General features: G+C 71.9%; 2 protein-coding genes. One reads left to right on the forward strand and one right to left on the reverse strand.

Annotated features, from left to right (window positions below; genetic code table 11):
- Positions 1-2,366, reverse strand: a 2,366-nt coding sequence (locus tag G3I41_RS17545; RefSeq protein WP_203601236.1) for a nitrate- and nitrite sensing domain-containing protein, incomplete at its 3' end; no start/stop codon positions are given.
- A gap of 428 nt (positions 2,367-2,794) precedes the next feature.
- On the opposite strand from G3I41_RS17545, the gene G3I41_RS17550 reads away from it, so the two are divergent.
- A partial coding sequence (locus G3I41_RS17550) for a hypothetical protein (RefSeq protein ID WP_343242158.1) occupies positions 2,795-3,188 on the forward strand: 394 nt, incomplete at its 3' end.

Genomic DNA, 3,188 nt, shown 5'->3' on the forward strand with positions numbered 1-3,188 from the left:
CCCCCGTCGACCCGGCGGCCTCGGTCGGTGACCAGCGTCGGCGGGCGGCGCCGGCGGGGCAGCGGCCGGACTCCCTCGGGGTGCAGGGCCCGCACACCGTCGTCGGGGGCCTGCTGGTGCTGCTCGCGGTCGGCGTCGCGGCGCAGGGCGCGGGCGCGGAAGATGCCGCCGCGCTCGCTCTCGGTGTCCTCCAGGTCGGAGACGCCGTCGAGCACGGAGTCGAGCCCGGGGCCCGTCACCGCTTCGAGGACCGGGTCGCGGGTGAAGTCCAGCGGTTCGTCGCCCTCCAGCTCGACGGGCCCGTTGAGCAGGGCCGGGTCGACCAGTCCGGTGGGGACCGGTGAGAGGCCGCTCGGCCGGCCCGGCACCGGGTCGTCGGCCTCGGGGCTGCGCGGATCGCCGCCCGGGGTGCTGCCGGCGATGGCCTTCTCGGCCCTGCGGTCGAGGCGGAAGCCGGTGCCGTGCGACTCGGGGGCGTCGGTGAGGAGGGCGGCCGGGATGAAGACGACGGCGGTGGTGCCGCCGTACGGGGAGGTCTGGAGGGACACCCGGACGTTCTGCCGCTGGGCGAGCCGGCTGACCACGAAGAGGCCGAGGCGGTCGGTGTCGGAGAGCTCGAACTCGGGGGTCTCGGCGAGCCGGAGGTTGGCGTCGAGCAGGACGTCGGGGTGCATGCCGAGGCCCCGGTCGTGGATCTCCAGGGTGAAGCCGTTGGCGACGCGCTCGCCGTGCACCTGGACCGCGGTGTGCGGGGGCGAGAACACCGTGGCGTTCTCCAGGAGTTCGGCGATCAGGTGGGTGAGGTCGGCGACGGCCGGGCCGCCCACCCCGATCCGGGGCAGCCGGCGGACCTCGATGCGTTCGTAGTCCTCGACCTCGGCGACGGCGGCCCGGACCACGTCCATCAGCTGGATGGGCTTGCGCCACTGCCGGGAGGGGGCCGCACCGGAGAGGATCACCAGGCCCTCGGCGTGCCTGCGCATGCGGGTGGTGAGGTGGTCGAGCCGGAAGAGGTCGGCGAGTTCGTCGGTGTTCTCGGTGCGGCGCTCCATGGTGTCCAGGAGCGTGAGCTGGCGGTGGAGCAGGACCTGGTTGCGGCGGGCGAGGTTGACGAAGACCTCGGAGACGCCGCGGCGCATGTCGGCCTGTTTGACGGCGGCCTCGACGGCGGCGCGTTGCAGGGTGTTGAGGGCCTGGCCGACCTGGCCGATCTCGTCGCGCTCGTACTGGAGGTGCGGGGACTCGGTCTCCACGTCCACCTGTTCGCCGGCGGCGAGGCGGCGCATCACGCTCGGCAGCCGTACGCCGGCGACCTCGTGGGCGTCCTTGCGGAGCCGGGTGAGGTCGCGGACGAGCTCGCGGCCGATGCGCACGGAGACGAAGACCGAGACGACGAGGGCGAGGAAGCCGAGGACGCCGGCGATGCCCGCCTTGATCAGGATGCCGTAGCCGGCGGGTTTGCCCCGGTCCTTGAAGCGGTTGCTCATCTCCGTCGAGTCGTTGGCCAGCCGTTCCAGAGCGGCCGGGGCGACCTCCTGCCAGCGGGCGGCGTCGGCGGTGCGCGGGCTGGTGGTGGGGCCCCGGGAGACGATCCCGTCCTCGGCGGAGCGGAGGGGTTCGCTGTCCGGGCCCTGCCAGTACTGCTGGACGCGGCGGCGTTCGGAGGCGGGGAGGAGGTCGAGGGTGGTCTCGTAGAGCAGGCCGCGCTGAGCGACGAGGTCGGATATCTGGCGGAGTTCGGCGGCGGTGAGGCGGCCGGCCAGAAGTCCGGAGGCGACCAGGGCGTCTTCGCGGGAGAGCATTTCCCGGGCGCGGGATATACCCGTCAGGGCCCGGACCTGCCGGTCCATGGAGACGTTCTCCATGGTGTGCAGGCCGGACAGGAATCGGTAGCAGGGGTCGATCAGGCGGTTGTAGTAGGCCATCGCCTTGAGCCGGCCGATGGTGCGTCTGTCGACGGAGTCGCGCAGGGCGTCGAGTCCTTCGACGGCGCCGAGTATCGAGCCGAGCTGGGTTTCGGCGGTCGCGCCGAGCGCGTCGCGGATGTCCTTCTGCCCGGCGCTCTCGCGTACCTCGGCCACGACCCGGTCGGTGGCGGCGCGCTGCCTGCGCAGTACCGGCAGGGCGTCGGACGCGCGCGGGTCGGCGAGGAAGACGAGGGTCTGGCGGCGTTCGCTCTGGATGACCCGGACGGTGTCTTCGAGGGGGTGGCCGACCTTCTCCACGACGGTGCTCGCGCTGAGCAGTTTTCCGGCCTCGCGCCCGGTGAGATAGGTGGCGAATCCCCAGAGGGCGGTGAGCGATACGAGGGGCACCACGAGCAACGCCACGATCTTCCTGCGGATGGACTTTCCGCGAAAGCGCATGGCCTCCCCCAGGTCATCCCCGCGGGACCGGGGACGGGTTTCGTCAACAAACGGCGCGAGCCTACTACCGACAGACGGACAACTCGAAGGCGTGTCCGGACGATTTTCGGCCGCCTTACCGGGAGTTGACCATGGCTTGTCCCGGTATTCCGGGAGATGAAATTCACGAAAGCGACAGAAGAGGCCCTGGGGCATGGCACGTTCCTTCACGTCCCGGTTGGCTGGAATTCTTCGTTTCGTGACGGCTGGGAGGAATCTTCACCGCCGACCACTCGTCTGTCTGTACGGGGGTAGGGGGGACCAACGGGACACGCTCGGGCGGACGGGACGGACGGTCCGCGTAGAAAGGGTGTATGCCGGGCAGCAACCCTGAAGTCGGACAGCGGTGGGAGTGAAGGGCCTTGGACACACGGGAGCGTGAGAGCGCGGTGGAACCGACGGGGGACGCGGGCGCGCCGGAGCGGCCGCCGCTGTGGGTGGAGGAGGCGGCGACGCGCAGGCGCATGCCCGACCCGGTGCGCACGGCGGCGGTGCGGGCGGTGCTCGTCATGTCGTTGACGATGATTCTGGCGATGGTGGCGTTCCTCACCGCGCTGGCCGGCTCCTGGCTCTCCTTCCCGATGGTGCTGACCGGGGTGGCGAGCACGGTGGTGGCGACCTGGGCGGTGCTGGACGTCTGGGTCACCCGCCAGGTGTGGAACCAGCGCAACGGCGTGGTCTCCGAGCCCAGCAGCTCGGCCCGGCAGTTGCGCCGCGAGCGGCGCAGGGCGCGGCGCGAGGCCCGCGCCGCGCAGCGGGACGCGGCGCGGATAGGCCGCCGGG

It is taken from the genome of Streptomyces sp. SID9727, from assembly GCF_010550605.1.
In the GTDB taxonomy this organism is placed as follows: Bacteria; Actinomycetota; Actinomycetes; order Streptomycetales; family Streptomycetaceae; genus Streptomyces.